The following is a 15,970-nucleotide window of genomic DNA, read 5'->3' as shown; positions in this document are numbered from 1 at the left end:
ATGCAGTTCAAGAACAAAGACTTCTCGGAGGCGCGTGAGGTGCTCAAAGTGCGCGATCTGCGCATCGGGTTGAGCGGGCGTCCACAGGCCAAACCGGTGATTGACGGCATCGACCTGACGATCCGGGCGGGCGAAACGCATTGCTTGGTGGGTGAATCCGGTTCGGGCAAATCCGTGACCTCGCTCGCGGCCATGGGGCTGCTGCCGAAATCGGCCCTAGAGGTACAGGGCGGCAGCATCACGCTGGATGATTTCGAGATCACCAGCGCCAGCCACGCCCAGATGCGCCAGTTGCGTGCGCGGCGCATCGCGATGATTTTCCAAGAGCCGATGACCGCGCTGAACCCGGTGCTGCGGGTGGGCGAGCAGATCATGGAAGTGCTCAACATGCACAGTGATCTCAGCCAGTCCGAGGCCAAGAAACGCACGCTCGACATGATGGATCAGGTGCATTTGCCGGATGTGAACCACATTTTCTCGGCCTTCCCGCACCAGCTCTCCGGGGGGCAGCGCCAGCGCATCATGATCGCCATGGCGCTGATCCTCGACCCTGATCTGCTGATCGCGGATGAGCCGACAACGGCGCTGGATGTGACCACGCAATTGCAGATCCTCAAACTGATTGCCGAGATGCAAGAGCGACACGGCACCGCCGTTCTCTTCATCACCCACGACATGGGCGTGGTGGCCGAGATCGCGGATACCGTGACGGTCATGCAGCAGGGCAAGATCGTCGAACGCGCGCCGATTGAAAAGCTCCTGACCGATCCGCAAAAGGACTATACCCGCACGCTTTTGACGGCGGTGCCAAACCTCACCCCGCGCCCCGCAAGGGCGGCGGCAGCGCAGAGCGAGGTGGTGCGTGTCGCCGGGCTCGATATGACCTATGGCGGCGGCGGTTTCCTGCGCCGCAGCGAGGGCGTGAAAGCCGCGCAGGATGTCAGCTTTACCATCAAGCCGGGGCGGACGCTGGGCATCGTGGGGGAATCCGGCTCTGGCAAATCCACCGTGGCACGGGCCATTATGCGGCTGATCGACCCGACCGCGGGCAGCGTGAATGTCGCGGGGACCGAGATCGCCAAACTCTCCCGCCGTCAGCTGCGCGACCACCGCAAGCATCTGCAAATCGTGTTTCAGGATCCCTACCGCTCGCTCAACCCGCGCTGGACCGTGGCGCGCAGCCTTTGCGAAGGGCCGATCAACTTCGGCACCCCGCGTGCCGAAGCGATGCGCCATGCCGCCGAATTGATGGAGCTGGTGGACCTGCCGCGCGACGCGCTGGACCGCTATCCACATCAGTTCTCGGGCGGGCAGCGCCAGCGTATCGCCATTGCGCGCGCGGTGGCGATGAAACCCGATCTGCTGGTCGCGGATGAGGCCGTCTCGGCGCTTGATGTGAGCGTTCAGGCACAGGTGCTCGACCTTTTGGATGACATTCGAGAGAAGTTCGGCGTGGCTATGCTGTTCATCACCCACGATCTGCGCGTCGCGGCGCAGATTTGTGATGAGGTGTTGGTCATGCAGCGCGGGCAAGTCGTTGAATATGGCCCCGCGGGCGATGTGCTGGCCAATCCGCACCACAACTACACCCGCAACCTGATCGAAGCGGCACCGGGCCGCCATTGGGATTTTGCCAACTATCGCGCGCTCGGCAGCGCCACCATGACGACAGGAGCCACCGCATGACCGTCCTTCCCAAGATCGAAGCCTTTGCCGCCGATCTCACCGCCATCCGTCAAGATTTCCACGCCCATCCCGAACTGGGGTTCGAAGAGGTCCGCACCGCGGGCATCGTGGCCGAAAAGCTACACGCCTACGGCGTGGACGAGGTGCACGAAGGGCTGGGCGGCACGGGTGTTGTCGGCATCATCAAGGGCGCGGGCGGCGGCAACCGCCGTGTGGGGTTGCGTGCGGATATGGACGCCCTCCCGATTGTGGAGGATTCCGGCGTGCCCTACACTTCGACCAACCCCGGGCGGATGCATGCCTGCGGCCACGATGGCCATACCACCATGCTCTTGGGGGCCGCGCGCTATTTGGCGGAGACACGGGATTTCGACGGCACCGTGGTGCTGATCTTTCAACCCGCCGAAGAGGGCTTGGGCGGCGCGCGCCGGATGCTGGAGGAAGGGCTGTTCGAGAAGTTCCCCTGTGACGAGATCTATGGGATGCACAACGATCCAAACTCAGAGCCGGGGGTGGTCAATGTCACCCCCGGCGCGGCGATGGCCGGGGCGGCCTTCTTTGACATCACCGTCAAAGGCACCGGCAGCCACGCGGCGATGCCGCATCAATCGCGTGACCCCATCGTTATCGGCACAGCGCTGGTGCAGCAATTGCAATCCGTGGTCAGCCGCAACACCCCGCCGACCAAGCCGATCGTGCTGTCGGTTACTAAATTCAACGCAGGTTCGGCCTATAACGTGGTGCCCGACACCGCCACCATCGCGGGCACGATCCGTTATTTCCATGAAGACGTGATCGAAATGGCCGAGGCGCGGATGCGCGAACTTTGCGCAGGCATGGCCAGTGCTTATGGGATCGAGATCGCAGTTGATATCCGCAACGTCTTTGACGTGTTGATGAACGATCCGGAACTCACCACCGCCTATGTCGAAGCGGCGGCCAGTGTGGTGGGGGGCGAGAGTGCTCATGTCTCGACCGAGCAGGCCAGCGGGTCGGAGGATTTTGCCGATATGCTGAAAGTCGTGCCGGGCGCCTATTGCCGGGTGGGTCATGCGGGCAGCGTGCCGTTGCACAACCCCGGTTTCGTACTGGATGACGCCATTCTGCCCATCGGTGCCTCGATCTATGCGCGGATCGTTGAGACGCGCCTGCCGAAGGTCGGCAGCTAAGCCATTGCACTCGCCCGCTTAATTTAAGCCATTCGCCCTGCTGTCGCGCGGCGGAGAAAAGGAGTTTGAATATGACAAACCCGCTCGATTTGCCCTTTGATACCGACGAGATGCTCACCGGGCTGCGCCCTTGGATCGAAACCGAAAGCCCCACATTCGACGGGGCGGCGGTGAACCGCATGATGGATGTGGTGCAGCACGAACTGGCGATCTTGGGCGCGCGGACCGAGCGTATCCCAAGCCCGATGGGGCTGGGCGACAGCCTGCGGGTGGAGATGCCTCATCCGAAGGCGGGCGAGGGGGGCATCCTGCTCTTGGGTCACATGGACACGGTCCACCCCATCGGTACCCTGAGCAAACTGCCCTACAAACGCGAAGGCGAGATTTGTTATGGGCCCGGCCTGATGGACATGAAGGGCGGCAATTACGTCTATCTTGATGCGCTGCGCAAACTGCTGGCCGCCGGGATTGATACGCCGCTGCCGGTGACGGTGCTGTTCACCCCTGATGAGGAAATCGGCACCCCCGCCACCCGCCGGCTGATCGAAGAGGAAGCGAAGCGCCACAAATACATCCTCGTCCCCGAACCCGCGCGGCCCGACGGCGGCGCGGTGATCGGGCGCTATGCCATCGCGCGGTTCAATCTTCAGACGCGGGGCCGCCCCAGTCACGCGGGCTGGGCGCTGTCCGAAGGCCGCTCGGCCATCGCGGAGATGGCAAAGGCCGTGGGCACGATCGAAGGCATGACGACCGAAGACTGCACCTTTTCGCTTGGGGTCTTTCACGCGGGCCAATGGGTCAACTGCGTGTCCTCGGTCTGCGATGCCGAGGTGCTGAGCATGGCCAAAACGCAAGAACAACTCGACGCAGGCGTGGAAAAGATGATGGCGCTGAATTCGGACGAGGGCGACGTGATCATGGAAATCCGCCGCGGTGTCACCCGCCCGGTTTGGGAGCCCGATCAGCTCGGCACGATGGCGATGCTGAAGCTTGCCCAAGACATCGGGGGCGAACTGGGGATCGAGATCACCGGAAGCTCTGCCGGGGGCGGATCGGACGGCAACTTTACCGGATTTCTGGGCCTGCCAACGTTGGATTCGATCGGCGTGCGCGGCAAGGGGCTGCATACGTTGCAGGAGCATATCTATATCGACAGCCTGACCGAGCGGGCCAAGCTGGCGGCGGGTCTGTTCTGTCGGCTGACACCTTAAAGAGGGATCAAGGCCCCAGAGGGGGCGGTCGGTTCTCTCTACGCCAGCCCGGCGGCCACCTGCTGCGCGTCGCTCCATTCGCGGGGGGATTGGCCATACATGCGCTTGAATTCCCGGCTGAATTGCGAGGCGCTGACATAGCCCACACCCATCGCCGCTTCGCTGACCGTGCTCCCGCCTGCGATTTTCATGGCGGCATTGTTCAGCCGCATGGATTTGACGAATTGAATCGGCGACATCGTCGTTACCTTTTTGAACTTGCGGTGAAATACCGCGCGGCTCATCCCGGCGCGTTGGGCCATATCGTCGATAGAGATGGGCGCGTCCAAATGGGCAGCGACATGCGAAATCGCCCGTGCAACGGCATTGCCCGCCCCAAAGGCGCGCCGCGCAAAGACCCCTGCCTCCCCTTTGAGAATAGCATAGTAAAGCTCACGCAGGCGCGCATCGGAGAGCACGGCGCGGTCGGTCTCGCTCTGACCCAATTGCAACAGACGCAGCAGCGCGTCAGAGAAGGCATCATCCCATGCGGCAAGCTTGATGCCCTCCGCCCGCAGGTCGCCGGGGGCAGGGGGGATGAGGTTTCCCGCGCTTTCCATTTCCAGCGATAGTTCGGCCATCAAACGCGCATCAAGGGCGATCAAGACGCCATAAAGCGGGGTTTGGGGTGACGCGCTTGGCGTGCCCGCTTTGACCGGCATCGACATCGGGCAGCACATATAGCGGCTGTCGTCATAGACATAGCGCTTGCCGTCCAAAACGGCCTCCTTGGCGCCGCTGACGATGGCGATGGCACAGGGCTCATAGACCGCTGGCACACAGGGGATCGCGCTGGTCGCTTGAAAAAGCTGAACGCCCTTGATGCCGGTCTCGGTCAGGCCGTCGCGCTGGCTGTGCTGTTCGATGATATGTCGGATTTGCTGTTTGCTCATGGTGCCAACCTAGGGCCGCATGTTTGATTAAAGCAATAGGAGTGAGAGGATAAGGCAAGTAATCGCGACGATCCGGCCTGTTTCCCTCGGGTGGTGAGATTTATTTGCAAGGCCAACGGGGCGCGATGCCTCTTTAACGGTAAGGAGCAAGACCATGGCAGACAAGACTTTCGGCGCGCACGGCTGGACCCCTGAGCGGATTGGCAGGCTGGAGGGGAAGACCTTTGTGATCACCGGGGCCAATGCGGGGGCCGGTTTTCAGGCGGCGCGGACCTTGCTGAGCAAAGGTGCCGCGGTCGTGATGCTGAACCGCAGTGCAGAGCGGTCGGCGGAGGCCGTGGCAAAGCTGAAAGACGAATATGGCGCGGCGGCGCAGGTTAGCTTTGTTCGAATGGATTTGGCCGATCTGGACACGGTGCGCAGCGCTGCGGCAGAGGTTCTGAGCGATGTTCCCCGGATCGACGCGCTGATCTGCAACGCCGCCATTGCGCAGGTGCCAAGCCGCCAGTTGACCAAGGCGGGACATGAAAGCCAGTTGGGCACCAATCACTACGGACACTTCCTGCTCTGCGGGTTGTTGTTCGACCGGATCGAAGAGACCGCGGGCCGGATCGTGGTGGTTGCGAGCCTTGGCTACAAGATGGGCCTGCGCACCATCCAGTTCGACGACATGAACTGGGACAAGAACTACCGCGCCAACTCCGCCTATAGTCAGAGCAAGCTGGCGCAGATGATGTTTGCCTATGAATTGCAGGACCGCGTCACGCAGGCGGGAAAGAACGTTGAGGTCTATGTCTGCCACCCCGGTGCCTCGGCCACCTCTTTGATCAGCACCAGCGGTGGCCTGATGACACGGTTCACGTGGTGGCTCATGTCGAAACTGCCGATCGTTCAAACGGCGGAGCGCGGCGCCTATCCAGAGGTCATGTGCGCCACCGAAGACGGGCTGGCGCAGCGCGCGCTTTACGGGCCCACAGGCCGAATGGAGATGGTCGGCCCGGTCGGGCGCGGATCGCTGGAACCCTATGCCTACGACAAAGCCACGATGGTCAAACTCTGGCAGCGGTCCGAGGAAGAAACCGGTTTTCACTGGGCCGTGTGAGGTGGGGCGGGGCATGTAATAGCCCCGCCAAACCCTGCGAAATCAGGCACACTCGGACCCGGCGCAGAGTGTCGTTTCGTGTGTCAGTTGCACAATAAAGTTGCAGTTGATGAGCCGTCAGCGGACAATTCTTGCCAAATGAGATCATTCGGTTAGTCTCTGATCTCGGGTCGCCCGACCAATAGCGTATTTCAAGTAAGCAAAGGGGCGGCCACTCTGGGAGGAGGAAACATGACTGAGACTAAAAAGTTCAATCGACGTTCGTTCCTGACGAAGTCCGCACTTGCTGGGGGGGCCGCTACCGGGAGCATGCTGGCCGCACCGGCGGTGTTGGCCCAAGCGCCGATCGTCATCAAGATGCAGACGTCGTGGAACGACGCTAACATCTGGCAAGACTTTGCCCGCGACTACGCGACACGGGTGGAGGAGATGTCGGGAGGGCGTCTCAAGGTCGACGTGCTGCCTGCGGGCGCGGTCGTGGCGGCGTTTCAGGTGCTTGATGCCGTGAACGACGGTTTGATTGATGCGGCGCATTCGGTGCCCGTCTATTGGTACGGCAAAAACAAAGCTGCATCGCTCTTTGGCACGGGGCCGGTCTTTGGCGGCTCTGCCACAACCATGCTGTCGTGGTTCTACCAAGGCGGCGGTCAGGAGCTTTATAACGAACTGACCCAAGATATCATGGGCCTCGACGTTGTTGGCTACATGGGCTTCCCGATGTTTGCGCAGCCCTTTGGCTGGTTCAAAGATGAGGTGAACTCCGTCGACGATCTGCAGGGCTTCAAGTACCGCACCGTGGGTCTGGCCGCCGATCTGATGGCCAAGCTGGGCATGTCGGTCGCACAGTTGCCGGGCGGGGAGATCGTGCCCGCGATGGAGCGCGGCGTGATCGACGCCTTTGAGTTCAACAACCCCTCGTCGGACAAGGACTTCGGCGCACAGGACGTGGCCAAGAATTACTACCTGTCGTCCTATCACCAAGCGTCTGAGAGCTTTGAATTCCTGTTCTCCAAGATGTTCCTCGAAGACCTCGACCCTGATCTTCAAGCGATCCTCAAATACGCTGTGGAAGCGGTTTCGACCGCGAACACGGCCAAGGCGATGGACCGCTATTCGGCGGACCTGCAGTTCTTGCAGAACGAGGCTGGCGTGACCGTGCGGCGCACCTCCAAAGATATCTTAGATGCGCAGCTTAAGGCATGGGATGAACTGATCCCCGAGTTGGAATCCGATCCCTTCATGAAAAAGACCCTCGACAGTCAGCGCGAATGGGTCGACCGCGTAGCCTATTACGAGTTGATGAACTCGCCGGATTACGGTCTTGCTTACGAGCATTACTTCCCCGGCAAGATCAAAATGTGATCACGCATACCCGCAAGTAATGAGGCCCCCGGCGCCACCATGCGCCGGGGGCTCTACGAGACATTGGGGACATCATGATATCTTTCATTCGGTTCGCCGATAACCTTTCCGCATGGTTCGGCAAGGCTTTCGCTTGGCTCATCTTGCTGATGTCCATCGGCACGGGCTACGAAGTTTTTGTGCGCTATGTGCTGAACAACCCGACTGCTTGGGCGCTGGACGTGTCCTTCATCATGTATGGCACGCTCTTTATGATGGGCGGGGCCTATACGCTGTCGCGGGGCGGCCATGTGCGGGGGGACTTCCTCTACCGGCTGTTCCAGCCGCGCACCCAAGGCATGATCGACCTCGTGCTCTACATCATCTTCTTTTTCCCCGGGGTCACGGCGCTGATCCTTGCGGGGTGGAAATACGCCGCCCGATCTTGGTCATACGGCGAAGTTTCGGTCAACAGCCCGGCGGGCGTGCCGATCTACCAATTCAAGGCGGTCATCGTAGCGGCCGGAATACTGCTGTTTATCCAAGGCATTGCACAGGTTTGCCGCTGCCTTATCGCAATCCGCTCAAATTACTGGCTCGAAGCAGAGGAAGATGTCTTTGAAACCGAAGACCTCATGATGCGCGAAGCCAACAAGGCCGAGAAAGACCATATCACATGACCGATCCGCAAATTGCCCTGATGATGCTCGGACTCTTCATCGTCTTTGTTTTCCTGGGCTTTCCGATTGCTTTCACGCTGATGGCGATGGGCATCGGCTTTGGCTACTACGCCTATTTTGACGCCCGCCGGATGTGGCGTGGCTTTGACCGGCTGGATGAGGGGGCCGGCCAGTGGGAGCAATGGTCGACCTGGTTCGAGGGGTTTTTCAACAACCGAATATTCGATCTCTTCGTGAACCAGACCTTTACGGTGATGTCGAACGAAGTGCTGACCGCCGTGCCGCTGTTCTTGTTCATGGGCTACATCGTGGAGCGGTCGAACATCGTCGACCGGCTTTTCACCACGCTCAACATCGCGTCGAAGAACATCCCCGGTTCCATGGGGGTCGCGGCGCTGATCACCTGCGCGCTTTTTGCCACGGCCACTGGGATCGTTGGTGCTGTGGTGACGCTGATGGGCCTGCTTGCGCTGCCCGCCATGCTCAAGGCGCGCTATGATCCGTCCTTTGCGGCGGGCATCATCTGTGCGGGTGGCACGTTGGGCATTCTGATCCCGCCCTCGATCATGCTTATCGTCTATGCGGCGGCGACGAACGTCTCTATCGTGCGGCTTTACGCGGCGGCGCTGCTGCCGGGGCTGACGCTGGTCGGGCTCTATCTGGTCTACATCATCGGGCGGTCGCTGCTGCAGCCGTCTTCGGCCCCACGTCCCACAGCGGATGAAGTGCCGGACATGCCGATGGGCAAGCTCTTGTTAATGATCGCCACGTCCTTCCTGCCACTCGCCTTCCTGATCTTCGCGGTGCTGGGGTCGATCCTTTTCGGCCTTGCAACCCCGACAGAGGCGGCGTCGATCGGCGCGCTCGGCGGCATCTTCCTTGCCTTCATCTACCGCGCGATGACATGGCAACGGATGCGCGAGAGTGTCTACCTCACGGTGCGCACCACGGCGATGGTCTGCTGGCTTTTCGTCGGTTCCTACACCTTCTCGGCGGTGTTTTCCTACCTCGGCGGCGAGCATGTAATTTCGGAGTTCGTCCAATCGCTGAACCTCTCGCCAATCATGTTCCTGATCCTCGCGCAGCTGATCATCTTCCTGCTCGGCTGGCCGCTGGAATGGTCCGAGATCATTATTATCTTCGTGCCGATCTTCTTGCCGCTCTTGGCGGTGTTCGAGATTGATCCGCTGTTCTTTGGCATCCTCGTGGCGCTGAACCTACAGACCAGTTTCTTAACACCACCGATGGCCATGTCGGCCTATTACCTCAAGGGGATCGCCCCGCCCGAGTTGCGTCTGACGCAGATTTTCGCGGGCGTGATGCCGTTCCTCTTCTGCGTGATCCTGTCGATGGTGCTGATGTATGTCTTCCCGCAGATCGTCTTCTACCTGCCGGAGGTGTTCTATGGGCGCTGAGCCAAGGATGACCGCAGCGGCAGCACTTGGCGTGACCGAACTGCGGGACCGCTTGGCGAGCGGCGCGCTGGACGCGCTGGCGCTGGTCGAAAGCTACATCGCGCGGATCGAAGCGCGCGAGGAAGTCGTGGGCGCTTGGGCGTGGTTCGATCCCGAGTTCGCCCGCGCGCAGGCCCGCACGCTCGACAGTTATCGTCGGGCGGGCCGACCGCTTGGGCGGTTGCACGGGCTGCCAGTGGGGCTGAAAGACGTGATCGACACCCGCAGCATCCCGACTGAGAACGGCGCGGCCCAAGACAAGGGGCGCGTGCCGCTGCGCGATGCTTTCATTGTGGAGCGGCTCAAGGCCGAGGGCGCGATCATCATGGGCAAGACGGTCACGACCGAGCTTGCCTTCATGCATCCGGGCAAGACCTCCAATCCGCATAATCCGGCGCATAGCCCCGGCGGCTCGTCCCAAGGTTCGGCGGCGGCTGTGGCGGATGGCATGGTGCCGCTGGCCATCGGCACGCAGACGGGCGGCTCGGTGATCCGGCCTGCGTCCTATTGTGGGGTCACCGGCTTTAAACCGACCTTCGGCGCGATCCCGCGCCGGGGGGTGCTGACGCAGTCACCCTCGCTCGACACCATCGGCGTCTTTGCCAGCGATCCCGCCGGTGCGGCGCTGCTGGCCGAGGTGCTATTTGGCCATGACCCCGAAGACAGCGCCACCGAACTTGCCCCCACGCCCGCGCTTTTGGTGCAGACCACCACCGCGCCGCCGATCCCGCCGGTCTTTGGTTTCGTTCGCCCGCCGGGGTGGGAGGATGCCGATCCGCAGCTTCACGCGGCTTTCGAAGAATTGGTCGCAGCGCTTGGCGATCAGGCGTTTGAGCTGCCGCTTCCGTCGGTCTTCGGCGGGGCGGCAGAGGCGCGCAAACGCATCAACTTTGCCGAAATGGCCTATCACTATTACCCCTATTTGCGCGATGCTCCCGAATTGCTCTCATCCGCAACCCGCGAGGCGATGGAGGCGGGCAACAAGGTACTGGCCCGCGATTATCAATCGGCCCGCGATCTGCCCAAGGTGCTGACCGCTGCGCTGGAAGAATTGCTGACCCGCTGTGACGTGCTTTTGTGTCCATCGGCCACCGGCCCCGCACCGCGCGGGCTGGAGACAACCGGCGATCCGATTTTCAACGGTCTATGGACGCTCTGCGGCAGCCCCTGTGTGAACGTGCCTTTGATGACATCGGAAGACGGGCTGCCGATGGGCGTGCAACTGGTCGGCGGCCACGGCCAAGACGGGCGCCTGATGCGCAGCGCGCAATGGCTTTTCGACTGGGCCAATGGCGCAACCCAATGAGGATTGAAACATGAACCGTTTACTTGCTCTTTTCGCCTTTGCCGCGATTGCGGTCTTTCTGCTGATCCTCGCGGTTGAGGTGCCCAGCATTGATCTGATCATCATTGTCGCGGTGACGCTGGCCTTCGTGGCCTATGATTTCTTCACCTCCAGTCGGAAGGATCGGGACTGACCCATGGGCAAGCCTGTCATCTGGATCACCCGGCAGCTTTCTGACGCCACGCTCAACCGGGCGCGGCGTGACTATGAGGTGATCTGGGATCCGGCTGACGCACCCGGCAGCGCCGAGGATATCATCGCGATGAGCGCGCGGGTCGATGGCATGATCCCCTGTCACTCCGAGCATTTCAGCGCCGATGTGGTGGCCCAGCTTGACCCCCGGCTCAAGATCATCGCCAACCGACTCCGTCGGGGTGGATCACTGCGACCTGCCCAGCCTCAAGGCGCGGGGAATTGTCGTGACGAACACGCCCGGCGTTCTGTCGGATGCCACGGCGGAACTGGCGCTGATGCTGATGCTGGGGGCTGCGCGGCATGCGGTGGCGGGGGACCAGCTTGTGCGCAGCGGGCAGTGGCAGTCGTGGTCGCCCGCGATGCTGGTCGGCAAACAGCTCTCCGGTGCGCGGCTCGGGATCATCGGTATGGGCGGCGTGGGCCGCGCCTTTGCCCGCAAGGCGCGCGGGCTGGATATGGAGATTCATTACCACAACCGCCGCCCTCTGAACCCGGAGGAGGAGGCGGGCGCGACCTATCACGCCGAGTTGGATGACCTGCTGGCGGTGTCGGACTTCCTATCGCTGCACTGCCCGGCCACACCCGAAACCGTGGGTCTTTTGAACGCAGCGCGGCTGGCGCGTCTGCCCAAGGGCTGCGTGATCGTCAACACCGCGCGGGGCAATTTGGTGGATGAGGCGGCGCTGCTCGACGCGCTTACCTCGGGCCACGTTGGCGCGGCGGGGTTGGATTGTTTCGTGACCGAGCCGGGCGGCAACCCGGCCTTTGCCGCGCATGACAACGTGATGATGATGCCGCATGTCGGCAGTGCCACCGTGGCGACCCGCGATGCGATGGGGTCCAAAGCGCTTGATAACCTTGATCACTTTTTCCGAGGTGAGACCCCGCCGGATCAGTTGTAGCGACGGCGGCCCGTCAAGCGACACCCGGCGGCTGCGCAGCCACGCCGCGGCGCAGCCGTGATGGCAAGGGTAGGGTGATGATGGCAAGACAGCCAATCACCAGCGCCACGCCGATCCAGCCAAGCGGGGGAAGGCGTTCCCCTACGATGACCACGGCGAGCACCGCGGCGACGACCGGCTCGAACAGGGTGATCACGGTGGCCATGCTTGCCTCCACCCGGGCAAGGCCGTAGCCGAAGGCGATATAGCCCAAAAACATCGGTACAGCGGCCATATAAAGCCCCACGGCGGCGTTGTTCCATGAAGCCAGAAAAGCCCCGCCCGAGACCAGCAGTACCGGCATCAGCAGCAGCCCACCCAGCCCGAAGGTCGCTCCCATGGCCACGGTAGAGCCGGTGCCTTGCAGCATCATCTTGCGCGCGCTCCACGAATAAAGCGCGTAGGTGAAGCCCCCGATCAGGCCCAGCAAGACGCCCAAGGGAACCGATGGCGCGCGCAGCGTCTCCCCATGGGCGGCGTTTTCGGCCAAACAGATCAGCCCCATGCCGATCAGCCCCACCGCCGCGCCAAGGGACCAGCGCAGGGTCAGGCGGCGGCGATCCAGAAGGTACTCGATCAGCGCCGAGAGCAGCGGCGCAGAGCCGATGGTGATGACCGTGCCCACCGTCACCCCCGCCAGCCGCATCGCGCCGTAAAAGGCCAGCGGATAGACCGCCACCGCCACTGCGCCGATGACCAGCAGGCGGCGCTGCTGCCAGAGCCGCGTACGTTGGTTCAGGATGCCCCGCCCGGCCCAAAGGGCCTGCGCGATCCCGCCCAGACCCATGGCCGCAGCACCAATGGCGGCGGCGCTCACGTCGGGGGCAAAGGTGGCGGCGGCGCCGGTGGTGCCCCAGACGACGGCTGCGAAAAGGATGGCGATCACGCCCCAGCGGTGGCCCTGTATCACGTAAGCGTCCTTAGCATATCTTCGGCCATCGCGCGCGCCAAACGCTGCGCGGCGGTTACGGCCTCCGCCCCCCGAAGCGGCCAAGTCTGCGTGAGCCCTTCGATGATGAGCAATAGCGCCGTCTCGGCCCCCGCCAGATTGGTGGCCGCGGCGGCCTTGGCCGCGACCTCGGCCTTGTGCCGCGTTAGCAGGGCGCGCAGGATGTCGCTGCCGGGGTCGGCGGCGACGGCGGCATGGAACAGGCAGCCGTGAGAGGTTTCGGTTTCCATCCACTGCCCGACACGCGCCAAGATCGCCTCCAGCGCGTCGGTGGGTGCCTGCGGTAGGTCATCGAAGACCAGCGCGAGGTACCGCTGTTGGCGATTTTCCAATGCCGCCAGCACCATTTCAGCGCGGGAAGGGGTGTATTTATAAAGGGTGCGCAGGCTTACCCCCGCCGCATCGCGCAGGTCTTCGACGCTGGGTTCGGCGAAACCGCGGGCGGCAAAGGCACGCTCAAGCCCGGCGGCGATTTTGCTTTGGGTATCTGTCATGCTTGACGATGTAGAGGGCTCCCTCTACCTACGCAAGTAGAGTAATCATTCTACACCCGAAGGAGCCGAAGCGATGACCCTACCAGAGACGATGAAAGCCATGCTGCTGACCGGCCACGGCGGTTTGGACAAACTGGAGTGGCGCGAAGACGTTGCGGTGCCAAAGCCCGCAGGCGGAGAGGTTTTGGTCCGCGTCGGCGCGGCGGCGGTGAACAACACGGATGTGAACACACGCACGGGCTGGTATTCCAAAGCGGTGCGAGGCGACACTGGGTCGGCGGCGAGCGAGGGCTACGACGGCGCGTCGGACGCCGATGGCGGCTGGTCCGGCGCCTTGAGCTTTCCGCGCATCCAAGGCGCCGATTGCTGCGGAGAGATCGTGGCCGTGGGTGAGGGGATCGATCAAGGGCGGATTGGCGAGCGAGTTCTGATCCGGCCCATGTATAGCCCTGCGGGGGCGGGGCCGGATGATCTGGTCACCTTCGGATCGGAACGGGATGGCGGTTTTGCTGAATATGCCACCGCCGAGGCCAGCAATGCGCTGCGGATCGACAGCGCACTCACGGACGTTGAGCTCGCTTCTTTTCCCTGCGCTTTTTCGACTGCCGAAGGGATGATCCAGCGCGCGGCATTGGGGGCGGAGCGTGTGTTGATCACCGGCGCCTCTGGCGGCGTCGGCTCGGCTGCGGTGCAACTGGCCAAACGGCGCGGGGCGCATGTGACGGCGGTGACCAGCCCCGGCAAGATGGAGGCGCTGAAGACGCTCGGCGCGGATGAGGCGCTCGACCGGGAGGCGGCGCTGCCGGAGGACGCCTTTGATGTGGTGCTCGACCTTGTTGGCGGGGCGCGTTGGCCCAAGTTGCTGGATGCGCTGGTGACGCGGGGGCGCTATGTGACCTCGGGCGCAATTGCCGGGCCGATCGTCGAGTTGGACCTGCGCACGCTCTACCTCAAAGATCTGACCCTGATGGGCAGCACGCGGCAGGAACCGAGCGTTTTTGCCGATCTTGTGGGGTATATCGAACGCGGCGAAATCCGGCCTGTCGTCGCGGAAAGCTATGCGCTGCAAGACCTTAAGCAGGCGCAGGAAGCCTTTCTTGAGAAATCCCACATGGGAAAGATCGGCATCACGGTGGCCGGTTAAGCGCGAGAATGGCCCGCTTGCCACAGGGGCAGGCGGCTCTTCATTGCCAATAAGTAAATTAGATTGATTTAATCGTTGACTCACCCCCTCCCATTTGGGATTTGTCCTTCGAGACGCCGCATGAACCGGAGGGGAGGCCAGTTTGCAGCAGCTACAGACATTCGCCGACCGGACCGCGCGCGGCTCGAACCAGAGCGGGATGCGGGCCTATAACGAACGGCTCGTCCTGTCGCTTATCCGGCGCAGCGGCCCTACGTCCAAGGCTGAGATTGCCCGGCTCACCGGCCTGTCGGCGCAGACTGTATCCGTCATTATGCGCGCCCTCGAAGCGGATGGACTGCTGAAAAAAGGCGCGCGGGTGCGGGGCCGGGTGGGGCAGCCTTCGGTGCCGATCAGCCTGAACGCGGAGGGGGCCTTCTTTCTGGGGCTAAAGGTTGGCCGGCGCAGTGTCGCGTTGATCCTGACTGACTTCGAAGGCCAGGTGACGCGCCGCAGCAGCGAGGTCTATGCCCATCCCACCCCCGCTGCGGTAATGGAATTCGCGCGGCGCGCTTTGCAAGATACGCTCGCCTCTTTGACCGCCGACCAGCAGGCGCGGGTGGCGGGACTGGGGGTCGCCCTGCCGTTTGGCATGTGGGAATGGGAGGTTGCGGGCGGCGATCTGAGCGCGTGGCAGGACTTTGAAATCGAAGCCGCTTTGGCGGAGGTGGTCGATCTGCCGATCTCCATTTGCAATGACACTTCCGCCGCTTGTGGGGCGGAACTGGTCTTTGGCGCGCAGGACAAGCCGCGCGATTTTCTGTATTTCTACATCGGCTATTTCGTGGGTGGTGGGCTGGTGCTGGATAGCAAGCTCTACACCGGCAAAAGCGGCAATGCGGGGGCGCTCGGCTCCATGCCGTTGACGCGGGGCGCGGCTGGGCAATTGGTCGATGTGGCATCTTTGGCGGTCTTGGAGGCGGCGTTGCAGGAGGCCGGAGAGACCCGCCGCGCCCCATGGAGTGATCTGGCAGCTTGGGAACTTCCAGCCGACATTCTGGACCCATGGCTCGACAGCACCGCCGAGGCGCTGGCGCAGGCGATCCGTGCCGCAACATGCTTGATTGATTTTGACACGGTGATGATCGATGGATCATTTCCTGGGACAATTCGCGCGGATGTAGTGGCACGCACCCGCCACCATCTCGCCGCCCAGCCCCTGCCGGGCGTTACCCTTCCTGACCTGCGCGAAGGGACCGTCGGCAGCGACGCCCGCGCGCTTGGCGCGGCAAGCCTGCCGCTTTCGGACCGTTTCCTCGTCGACCGCGACGCATTTTTGAAAGGCTGA

At 62.6% G+C, this 15,970-nt stretch carries 14 protein-coding genes and 1 pseudogene; 12 read left to right on the top strand and 3 right to left on the bottom strand.

The genetic code is table 11. The features are described 5' to 3' along the window. From T8A63_RS15600 to T8A63_RS15590, 3 genes are all read left to right on the top strand, one after another. Positions 1–1,686, top strand: coding sequence for an ABC transporter ATP-binding protein (locus T8A63_RS15600; RefSeq protein WP_322344361.1), 1,686 nt, complete (start codon positions 1–3; stop codon positions 1,684–1,686). Continuing rightward, positions 1,683–2,855, top strand: a complete 1,173-nt coding sequence (locus T8A63_RS15595; RefSeq protein WP_322344360.1) for a M20 aminoacylase family protein — start codon at positions 1,683–1,685, stop codon at positions 2,853–2,855. The genes T8A63_RS15600 and T8A63_RS15595 overlap by 4 nt, the downstream gene beginning before the upstream one ends. Before the next feature lie 71 nt (positions 2,856–2,926). Further along, positions 2,927–4,066, top strand: coding sequence for a M20/M25/M40 family metallo-hydrolase (locus T8A63_RS15590; protein ID WP_322344359.1), 1,140 nt, complete (start codon positions 2,927–2,929; stop codon positions 4,064–4,066). Positions 4,067–4,104: 38 nt separating this feature from the next. Here T8A63_RS15590 and T8A63_RS15585 read toward each other — a convergent pair whose 3' ends face one another. After that, positions 4,105–4,998, bottom strand: a complete 894-nt coding sequence (locus T8A63_RS15585) for an AraC family transcriptional regulator (RefSeq protein WP_322344358.1) — start codon at positions 4,996–4,998, stop codon at positions 4,105–4,107. A 154-nt stretch (positions 4,999–5,152) separates the two neighbouring features. Here T8A63_RS15585 and T8A63_RS15580 point away from each other — a divergent pair, with 154 nt between their 5' ends. The 7 genes and pseudogenes from T8A63_RS15580 to T8A63_RS15550 all read left to right on the top strand — a co-directional run bounded on the left by T8A63_RS15580 (position 5,153) and on the right by T8A63_RS15550 (position 12,017). Next, the gene (locus T8A63_RS15580; RefSeq protein ID WP_322344357.1) at positions 5,153–6,100 is read left to right on the top strand and encodes an SDR family oxidoreductase; all 948 of its coding nucleotides are present in this window, start codon (positions 5,153–5,155) and stop codon (positions 6,098–6,100) included. A gap of 231 nt (positions 6,101–6,331) precedes the next feature. Next, positions 6,332–7,462: a TRAP transporter substrate-binding protein gene (locus T8A63_RS15575; RefSeq protein ID WP_322344356.1), complete on the top strand. Its 1,131-nt coding sequence runs from the start codon at positions 6,332–6,334 to the stop codon at positions 7,460–7,462. 74 nt (positions 7,463–7,536) lie between these two features. Further along, positions 7,537–8,121, top strand: coding sequence for a TRAP transporter small permease subunit (locus T8A63_RS15570; RefSeq protein WP_067625093.1), 585 nt, complete (start codon positions 7,537–7,539; stop codon positions 8,119–8,121). Beyond that, positions 8,118–9,536 carry a TRAP transporter large permease gene (locus tag T8A63_RS15565; RefSeq protein WP_067625090.1) on the top strand — a complete coding sequence of 473 codons (1,419 nt, stop codon included), beginning with the start codon at positions 8,118–8,120 and terminating at the stop codon, positions 9,534–9,536. The genes T8A63_RS15570 and T8A63_RS15565 overlap by 4 nt, the downstream gene beginning before the upstream one ends. Further along, positions 9,526–10,881 (top strand): amidase, encoded by a 1,356-nt coding sequence (locus T8A63_RS15560; RefSeq protein WP_416153219.1) that lies wholly within the window; start codon positions 9,526–9,528, stop codon positions 10,879–10,881. Before T8A63_RS15565 ends, T8A63_RS15560 begins: the two co-directional genes overlap by 11 nt. A 10-nt stretch (positions 10,882–10,891) precedes the next feature. Beyond that, complete coding sequence (locus tag T8A63_RS15555) at positions 10,892–11,053, top strand: hypothetical protein (protein ID WP_162931793.1); 162 nt, start codon at positions 10,892–10,894, stop codon at positions 11,051–11,053. A 3-nt stretch (positions 11,054–11,056) separates the two neighbouring features. Continuing rightward, positions 11,057–12,017, top strand: a pseudogene (locus tag T8A63_RS15550) (2-hydroxyacid dehydrogenase). 13 nt (positions 12,018–12,030) lie between these two features. On the opposite strand, the gene T8A63_RS15545 reads toward T8A63_RS15550, so the two are convergent. Both T8A63_RS15545 and T8A63_RS15540 read right to left on the bottom strand, forming a co-directional pair. After that, complete coding sequence (locus T8A63_RS15545; protein WP_322344354.1) at positions 12,031–12,966, bottom strand: DMT family transporter; 936 nt, start codon at positions 12,964–12,966, stop codon at positions 12,031–12,033. Then, positions 12,963–13,499, bottom strand: coding sequence for a TetR/AcrR family transcriptional regulator (locus T8A63_RS15540; protein ID WP_322344353.1), 537 nt, complete (start codon positions 13,497–13,499; stop codon positions 12,963–12,965). Before T8A63_RS15540 ends, T8A63_RS15545 begins: the two co-directional genes overlap by 4 nt. Before the next feature lie 73 nt (positions 13,500–13,572). On the opposite strand from T8A63_RS15540, the gene T8A63_RS15535 reads away from it, so the two are divergent. Together T8A63_RS15535 and T8A63_RS15530 are read left to right on the top strand one after the other, a co-directional pair. Next, positions 13,573–14,643, top strand: coding sequence for an alcohol dehydrogenase family protein (locus tag T8A63_RS15535; protein WP_322344352.1), 1,071 nt, complete (start codon positions 13,573–13,575; stop codon positions 14,641–14,643). A 199-nt stretch (positions 14,644–14,842) separates the two neighbouring features. Further along, on the top strand, positions 14,843–15,970 hold the full coding sequence (locus T8A63_RS15530; RefSeq protein ID WP_322345746.1) for an ROK family transcriptional regulator: 1,128 nt from the start codon (positions 14,843–14,845) through the stop codon (positions 15,968–15,970).

It is taken from the genome of Sulfitobacter sp. OXR-159 (assembly GCF_034377145.1).
Lineage (GTDB): Bacteria > Pseudomonadota > Alphaproteobacteria > Rhodobacterales > Rhodobacteraceae > Sulfitobacter.
Note: the sequence above shows the minus strand (reverse complement) of the source record. Positions and strands in the feature narration are given on the sequence as shown.

Excerpts from the sequence above, each read along its gene's own strand:
- T8A63_RS15600 (WP_322344361.1), top strand. The coding sequence starts at position 1 with ATGCAGTTCAAGAACAAAGACTTCTCGGAGGCGCGTGAGGTGCTCAAA.
- T8A63_RS15595 (WP_322344360.1), top strand. The coding sequence starts at position 1,683 with ATGACCGTCCTTCCCAAGATCGAAGCCTTTGCCGCCGATCTCACCGCC.
- T8A63_RS15590 (WP_322344359.1), top strand. The coding sequence starts at position 2,927 with ATGACAAACCCGCTCGATTTGCCCTTTGATACCGACGAGATGCTCACC.
- T8A63_RS15585 (WP_322344358.1), bottom strand. The coding sequence starts at position 4,998 with ATGAGCAAACAGCAAATCCGACATATCATCGAACAGCACAGCCAGCGC.
- T8A63_RS15580 (WP_322344357.1), top strand. The coding sequence starts at position 5,153 with ATGGCAGACAAGACTTTCGGCGCGCACGGCTGGACCCCTGAGCGGATT.
- T8A63_RS15575 (WP_322344356.1), top strand. The coding sequence starts at position 6,332 with ATGACTGAGACTAAAAAGTTCAATCGACGTTCGTTCCTGACGAAGTCC.
- T8A63_RS15570 (WP_067625093.1), top strand. The coding sequence starts at position 7,537 with ATGATATCTTTCATTCGGTTCGCCGATAACCTTTCCGCATGGTTCGGC.
- T8A63_RS15565 (WP_067625090.1), top strand. The coding sequence starts at position 8,118 with ATGACCGATCCGCAAATTGCCCTGATGATGCTCGGACTCTTCATCGTC.
- T8A63_RS15560 (WP_416153219.1), top strand. The coding sequence starts at position 9,526 with ATGGGCGCTGAGCCAAGGATGACCGCAGCGGCAGCACTTGGCGTGACC.
- T8A63_RS15555 (WP_162931793.1), top strand. The coding sequence starts at position 10,892 with ATGAACCGTTTACTTGCTCTTTTCGCCTTTGCCGCGATTGCGGTCTTT.
- T8A63_RS15540 (WP_322344353.1), bottom strand. The coding sequence starts at position 13,499 with ATGACAGATACCCAAAGCAAAATCGCCGCCGGGCTTGAGCGTGCCTTT.
- T8A63_RS15535 (WP_322344352.1), top strand. The coding sequence starts at position 13,573 with ATGACCCTACCAGAGACGATGAAAGCCATGCTGCTGACCGGCCACGGC.
- T8A63_RS15530 (WP_322345746.1), top strand. The coding sequence starts at position 14,843 with ATGCGGGCCTATAACGAACGGCTCGTCCTGTCGCTTATCCGGCGCAGC.